Annotated in this window: 8 protein-coding genes; 4 read left to right on the top strand and 4 right to left on the bottom strand. The window is 59.8% G+C overall.

Translation table 11 applies throughout. The features are described 5' to 3' along the window. Window positions 1–455 precede the first annotated feature (455 nt). Window positions 456–668 (bottom strand): hypothetical protein, encoded by a 213-nt coding sequence (locus FXB41_RS40250; protein ID WP_219685704.1) that lies wholly within the window; start codon window positions 666–668, stop codon window positions 456–458. Window positions 669–961: 293 nt separating this feature from the next. Between FXB41_RS40250 and FXB41_RS40245 the strand changes: the two genes are divergently transcribed. The 4 genes from FXB41_RS40245 to FXB41_RS40230 all read left to right on the top strand — a co-directional run bounded on the left by FXB41_RS40245 (window position 962) and on the right by FXB41_RS40230 (window position 3,763). Next, on the top strand, window positions 962–1,213 hold the full coding sequence (locus FXB41_RS40245; protein ID WP_219685703.1) for a hypothetical protein: 252 nt from the start codon (window positions 962–964) through the stop codon (window positions 1,211–1,213). Between the two features lie 347 nt (window positions 1,214–1,560). Next, complete coding sequence (locus FXB41_RS40240; protein WP_246649628.1) at window positions 1,561–2,544, top strand: alpha/beta hydrolase family protein; 984 nt, start codon at window positions 1,561–1,563, stop codon at window positions 2,542–2,544. A gap of 210 nt (window positions 2,545–2,754) precedes the next feature. After that, window positions 2,755–3,231, top strand: a complete 477-nt coding sequence (locus tag FXB41_RS40235; RefSeq protein ID WP_219685701.1) for an NUDIX hydrolase — start codon at window positions 2,755–2,757, stop codon at window positions 3,229–3,231. A 55-nt stretch (window positions 3,232–3,286) separates the two neighbouring features. Beyond that, window positions 3,287–3,763 (top strand): GNAT family N-acetyltransferase, encoded by a 477-nt coding sequence (locus FXB41_RS40230; RefSeq protein ID WP_219685700.1) that lies wholly within the window; start codon window positions 3,287–3,289, stop codon window positions 3,761–3,763. Between the two features lie 70 nt (window positions 3,764–3,833). Here FXB41_RS40230 and FXB41_RS40225 read toward each other — a convergent pair whose 3' ends face one another. The 3 genes from FXB41_RS40225 to FXB41_RS40215 form a co-directional block, all read right to left on the bottom strand. Further along, complete coding sequence (locus FXB41_RS40225; RefSeq protein ID WP_219685699.1) at window positions 3,834–4,451, bottom strand: Isoquinoline 1-oxidoreductase subunit; 618 nt, start codon at window positions 4,449–4,451, stop codon at window positions 3,834–3,836. An 8-nt stretch (window positions 4,452–4,459) separates the two neighbouring features. Next, a complete protein-coding gene (locus FXB41_RS40220) occupies window positions 4,460–4,984 on the bottom strand; it encodes a (2Fe-2S)-binding protein (protein ID WP_007591800.1) in 525 nt (174 codons plus the stop codon). After that, window positions 4,981–6,160: molybdopterin cofactor-binding domain-containing protein (locus tag FXB41_RS40215; protein WP_219685698.1), on the bottom strand; the 1,180-nt coding region annotated here is incomplete at its 5' end. The genes FXB41_RS40220 and FXB41_RS40215, both read right to left, overlap by 4 nt.

Below are 6,160 nucleotides of genomic sequence, written 5' to 3'. Positions count from 1 at the left end.
GTTGAGGCCGCTCCAACGGGTGGCCATCTCTAATTCCGTCTGCGAACCCTGTTCACTGACCTAGTTTTCTGATGCAGATCGGTTGGCCATTAGGGACAGGGGTGCAATCCCAATTCGGACCGAAGCCGTTATTCAGCTTAGAAGGTGGAAGCCAATAGAAGCTCATAGCTATAAGGCACAGCAGAACGACGATGAATAGAATACCCATCACATCCCCGCACCTTGGATACGGCAGAGGCCATTTCATCACAGCGTCTCAGCCTCGTCCCGCTCTTTTTCCGCATGCAATCTGCGACGTTACGATTGCAACCTGTAAGGGAGGCGCTCTTTCGCGTTACTTAAACGCTTAATTCAAATCGTGCTGATTATCCGCGAGAGCCGCCTGTTGGCCCCTTAGCCGACCCTTCGTGCGCATGCGGGTGAGGACCGCTTGGACTCAAAGCTGACGTTAACGGTCAGTATTTCATACCGTTCAGATCGGGATGATCCTTGTAAATGTTGTCTTGAAGCACGGTGTCTATCTGGGCGATGATATCGCCCATCGATGCCCTCAATCTTAGAAACTCATCTGCTGGAGAGGCTTCTTTGGCGAGCGTAAGCGCCAAGGATAACTCCTCAACGACCCGCTCTGCGTGCTGCTTAAATCGTGCGGCTGATTTCGCGTCCATAGAACCTTCTCGTGGAACAGGGCCTGCCTTGCAAACGGCAGCATACCTGCCTTTGGGACGAGGGAGTCTTCCAAATGGCTAGAGCGCGACTGTTTCCGTTAATGGCCCCATGCCGACGAGCGTCTCAGCCGCCGCGACGTCCGCCGTCGCCGATAAACCGGGGCCGAAGCGATATAAAGTGCGCGAGCAGGGTTGATACCCTTTATTGAAACAACCATAAAGAGTACTAGCTTCGTTGCCGAAATCGGCGAAGGCATCGAATAGGCGGGGTCTAAAGGATGCAGGATTTGGCGTTGGCCATGGTGATTGTTGTGGCTCTCGGAGGAGTCTTGTTCGGTGTGAGATATATGCGTCGCGAAGCTTACCTGCCGTATCACGCTATCGTAGTTGGAAAGCCCTTCAACGAACTCGATTCGGGTGTTCAAGCAATCATTCTCGGCATGCTGAAAATCATTGGCAGTGGTTTTGCCACATTAGGCATTACGCTCCTTTGGTTGTGTTTTGCGCTTTACACGGGCGAACGCTGGCGCCGTGGGCGATCTTGACCGTCTCAGCCGTCGCGCTGATCCCGATGCTGTATGTTGCAATCACATTGCGAACGTTCCGGCCTGGCGCGCCGACGCCTGTACGTCCCACGTGCGTTATGATGATTTTGATTGTGATTGGCGTCGGTCTGTCTTTGTTTACGCAGCATTTTTAGAACGCAGTAGACGTCCGCTTGTGGCCCGTGACGGACCTTAGCTCAGAACACCGCGGCGGCCGCTTTCGGGAGGTGAGCCGACGTGCAATCTGCGCGATGGCTGCTTTTGACCGATAGCGGCGTTCAATGCGGCCACGCAACACACTTCGGCCATGGGCTAATCCGATAGCTCGCTGGCGAATGGGGACGCTGATGGTCAGATTGTATTGGATCTATGCTGCCGTACTCGGCTGCTTGACCTCGTCTGCACAGGCTGCCGGTGTTCAGCTTCTGGATACCGATCCAAGTCTGGCCGGCGCTATATGGTACCCTTGCGCGGCAGCGGCGCAACGAGTGCCGCTCGGCAAACTCACCGTCCAATTTATTGAAGCGATTGAAGGTGCGAAGGACTGTCCTTTCACAGGAACGAAATTGCCACTCGTGATTGTCTCACACGGACGCGGCGGTTGGTTCGGACAACACGATGACACGGTGCAGGCTCTGGCAAACGCCGGATTTGTCGTCGCCTCGATCAGCCTTCCGGGTGACAATGGAAACGATTCCTCGCAGCGAGACAGCCTTTCCATTCTGGCATCCCGGCCCGCCAGCATTATCCGATTGCTTGATTTCATCTTGAATGACTGGAAAGACCGGGCTGCGATTGATTCCTCCAGGATCGGCTTCTTTGGGTTTTCGCTCGGCGCCTATACCGGATTGGTTTTGGCGGGCGGCAATCCCGATCTCCGGAGATTTGCGCTTTACTGCTCGGATGCGAACCGAACGCGGGCATGCGAGCAACTCCGTAGCGGCGACATACCAAACAGCTTGCCTCACGAACCTCGTATCCGAGCCGCAGTGCTCGCCGATACGGCAGTTAACTTTGCCTTTCCCGCCGACCGCTTGGCAGACATAAAAATCCCGCTGCTGATCTGGCGATCAGAGTTTGGGGGTGCAGGCGTAGACCCGAAAAACTCAGCGCTCGTTGCTGAGTCGCTGCCCGGCAAGAAGGAAGTGCGTGTGGTGCCTGCCGGTCATTTTGCTTTCCTGTCGCCGTGCTCGGCAGAGTTCGCGGAGAAGCTTCCTCGCTTCTGTGCTGATCCGCCAGGTTTCGACAGGAGGGCATTCCATCGCGAGTTCAATGCCAGCATCATCGATTTCTTTCGAGAAACTCTCGTTCGCCAGGGTGAGAGCCGCTAAAGCAGCCGATCCATGGAACGCGACAGTAGGGAGCGCTTTTTCCCTTAGCCGAGGGGGCGCCTGAACGCGTCATGTCGGCTCTTGGAGACAAATCCGACGGCAACCCGGCATCCGCCGCTTTTGAACCGTTGCGGACCTCGGACGTCGGGATCAAGATTGGACCTTGAGACCGCGGCGTCGGCCTCAAGTGGGCGCCTCTAGGAGTAATCTTTGCCGCACTCCGAGACCGACGAAATGTCAGTAAGAAAGCAGCTTATCGCGGACGCGATGGTGGTTGATGGTCGAGGACGAGTCTTTGTGCAAAGGCGCTCATTGACGCGCGGGTTGTTTCCCGGGTGTTGGGACCTGATCGGCGGGCACGTCGAAGACAACGAGGATGTTCTTTCTGCTCTGCGCCGCGAAATACATGAGGAGACAGGTTGGCAGCTCAAGAACATCGTTCTTGAGCTAACACCTAAGTATTGGAGCTATGGGCCGACACCCTACGAAGAACGACAGTTCATCGTGACCGTCGACGGGGACCTCACAAAACCAGCTCTCGAAACCGGCAAGTTGTCAGAAACTCTCTGGGTTGATCGTGCGAACGTGGAGAAGCTCAAAGAAAACCGCAAGCCGGATGACCAATTGATCTACAATTCGGTGGTGGAGGCTCTGAACGTTCTGGAGACAGTGCGGCCTCGGATATGAGATTGTGGTTGCAATATGCTCCGCAACTGCGACTTGCTTTGCAAGAGATCACTAGATGAAAGATGCTATTGTCCGTCACGCAACAGAACACGACCTGCATCAGGTTTTGAACCTTTACAGGCATCTCCATCCTCACGAAGCTCAACTGGAGCCAGCTACGGCTGAGCGCGTCTGGTCCAATCTGCTTTCATCGAGCTTTGTGACTGTGATCGTGGCGCAAGCAGGTGAACGGCTTCTATCGTCGTGCACGCTCGCAATTGTGCCCAATCTGTCTCGGGGGGGCCGATCATATGGCGTCATTGAGAATGTAGTCACCCACGCCGACCATCGCAAATTAGGGCTCGGGCGACGGGTCCTCACCTATGCGCTTGAGATCGCATCGCAGGCCGATTGCTATAAGGTCCACTTGGCAACGGGGTCCAAGCGTGAGACGACTCTGCGCTTCTACGAGCGGGCAGGATTCGAACGAGGCGGCAAAACTTACTTCGAAGTGCGGCGGTCTCGGGAATTGGTCCTCAGCCGACTCCTTTAACGTGGGCTGACGATATCTACTCGCAAGTTTAGAGCGGCTATTCATCCAAATCGAATTTGTGAGCACCCGCTCACGGCGCCGGACACGCCGCTCCGGTCTTCGCCCAGGCTTCCACCAGCGTGCCGGCCTGCTGTTGCGTGCCCGGCACGGGCGAGCGGCCGAAGCCGGGCTTCCAAGCCCAGCCGACGAGGGTGTCCTTGCCGATATGGTCGATCAGGTCTTCCACCTTGCGGCCGCCATTGCGCGCAGGATCCCTGATCTGCTCGCAGATCTCGGCGACAGTCTTGCCCTCCCAGGCCATCTCGCGCGGGGCCAGATGCCAGTCGGGATGGCCGGGCATGCGGCCGGGCTCGAAATTGGCCTTCTGGTGGCAGGTGTTGCAGCGCATCGCCTCGAGGCCGTGGCCGTCGGCGCCGCGCGTGACGGGTGGCTGATGCAGGCGGGCATTGTCGCCCTGGTGCGGCCTGTCGCCGGCCGGATGACAATTGGTGCAGCGCGGATGCGTCAGTACCTTGCCGAGTTCGGTGAAGATTGCGGCCGAACGCTTCTCTGTGTCGCCGATCGAAGCAAAGCTCTCGGGTGAGGCGAGGGCGTGGCTTGCCGTCCCCGACGCCGCAAAGCCCGCACTGAGACTGCCGGCGAGGGCGGCGACCACAGCAATCATCTTGAACCGCAGGTCGGAGATCATGATGCGCGTCACTTGGTGGCCATGAGGTAGCGCTTGGAGTCGGCGAGGATCACGTCGCGCACCGCCTCGTGATATTTGACGTAGCCGGTGCAGCGACAGAGATGACCGTCGAGCGCATCCGCGATGGTCTGCTCCAGTGCCTCGCGCGCCACCGGTGTCCGCGACAGGCGCTCCAGCAAGACCTGGCCCTCATTGAGGAAGCCGGCGGTGCAATAGCCGCACTGAAAGGCGAAATGCGCGATGAAGGCCTTTTGCAGGGTCGAGAGCTCGCCGTCCTTCGCGTGCCCCTCGACGGTGCGGATCGACTTGCCGTCGAAATTCACGGCGGGCGCGACGCAGGTCGGGCTGGTGGTGCTGGTGCCGTCGGGCGCGTCGACGATGACGGCGCAGCTCAGGCATTGCGCGGCGCCGCAGCCGAACTTGGTGCCGGTCATGCCCAGCATCTCGCGCAGAAAATCATTCATCGAGAGATCGTCGCGGACGTCCATCGGACCGTGCTTCTGGCCGTTGATGGTGAGGCTGAGGGTCGTCACGCGAGCACTCCCTTCAATAGGCTTGCGGTGACCGGCAGCGCACGGAAGCGATGGCCGGTGGCGTCGTGGATGGCGTTGATCAGCGCCGGCACGATCGGGATCATCACGACCTCCGCCATGCCCTTCGGTGCTTCGTCTGCCGTCTGCGGCTTCAGCATCTCGATCTCGAGATCGCGGAGCGGCAGGTCGGAGCCGCGTGCGACCAGATAGCGCCCGAGATTCCATTCGCCGTTGCCCGGCCCGCCTTCGAACGGGGGCAGGGTTTCGAGCAACGCGTAGCCGACGCCCATGGCGAAGCCGCCCTGGGCCTGGCCCATCACCACCTCGGGCACGAGCGCGGTGCCGCATTCGAGCACGCTATAGGCCTTGGCGATGCGCAAGCTCCCGGTTGCGCGCTCGATCTCGACGCGAACGACCGTGCCGCACATCGAGGTGTAGGCGGTGCCGATCCGGTTGTTGTCGGTCGGCGGAAACTTGACGCTGGTGCGGTTGATCCGCTCGAACTTGCCGTTGCCTTTGCGGATCGCCAGCGCGTCGATGTCGGCGCGGTATTGCTCCCCTAGCAGCGGGAAGCGTGCCCGCGACCACGCCCAGCGCGAGAAGCTGTGCGCAACCGCACCGGTGACGAAGCCGCGCGAATGAGCTGTTGCCGAGAGCACGGAGAGGGCGAGCGGTTCGAGGCCGGGCATGGTGAGCTGGCCGTTCTTCCAGCTTGCGCTGGCCCATTGTCCCGCGCGCGGATCAGTCTTTGCGATGCGCCACAGCTCGAGCGCCGCGGGCCACAGGCCGAACCGGAAAATGACGCGGGCGGCTTCCGCGGCGGAATGGGTGCCGACATGGGCGCCGATCGAGGAGCTCGTCGGCGAGCTGATCGCAGGCACCCAGCGCGGGTTTTTCTCCGCGGCATCCTGGGTCTTCTGGTCCATGGTGGAGGGATCGCCCGACGTGACCAGCCCGAGCACGTCATAGCTGTCGACGCGAGCGACCGAGACCTCGTCGGCGATGGCGCCGAGATGGCCGGCGACGCGGTTGGCCAGCGCCGTCCCGATGCCGTTGCCCATCTCGACATGATCGCAATAGATGACGATCTTGCCGTCAGGGGCGAGCTCGACACGGCCGAGCGAGCCGTCTGCGCCGGAGCCATAATCTTTCGTCACGCAGGCGACGCCGGTGCCG

Origin of the sequence: Bradyrhizobium canariense, from assembly GCF_019402665.1 — a bacterium.
GTDB classification, from domain to species: domain Bacteria; phylum Pseudomonadota; class Alphaproteobacteria; order Rhizobiales; family Xanthobacteraceae; genus Bradyrhizobium; species Bradyrhizobium canariense.
The sequence above is the reverse complement of the archived record's forward strand: the minus strand, read 5'-3'. Positions and strand labels throughout refer to the sequence as shown.

What these genes read in the sequence shown, in the direction of transcription:
- FXB41_RS40250 (WP_219685704.1), bottom strand. Translation starts at nt 668, where the DNA reads ATGGACGCGAAATCAGCCGCACGATTTAAGCAGCACGCAGAGCGGGTC.
- FXB41_RS40240 (WP_246649628.1), top strand. Translation starts at nt 1,561, where the DNA reads ATGGTCAGATTGTATTGGATCTATGCTGCCGTACTCGGCTGCTTGACC.
- FXB41_RS40230 (WP_219685700.1), top strand. Translation starts at nt 3,287, where the DNA reads ATGAAAGATGCTATTGTCCGTCACGCAACAGAACACGACCTGCATCAG.
- FXB41_RS40225 (WP_219685699.1), bottom strand. Translation starts at nt 4,451, where the DNA reads ATGATCTCCGACCTGCGGTTCAAGATGATTGCTGTGGTCGCCGCCCTC.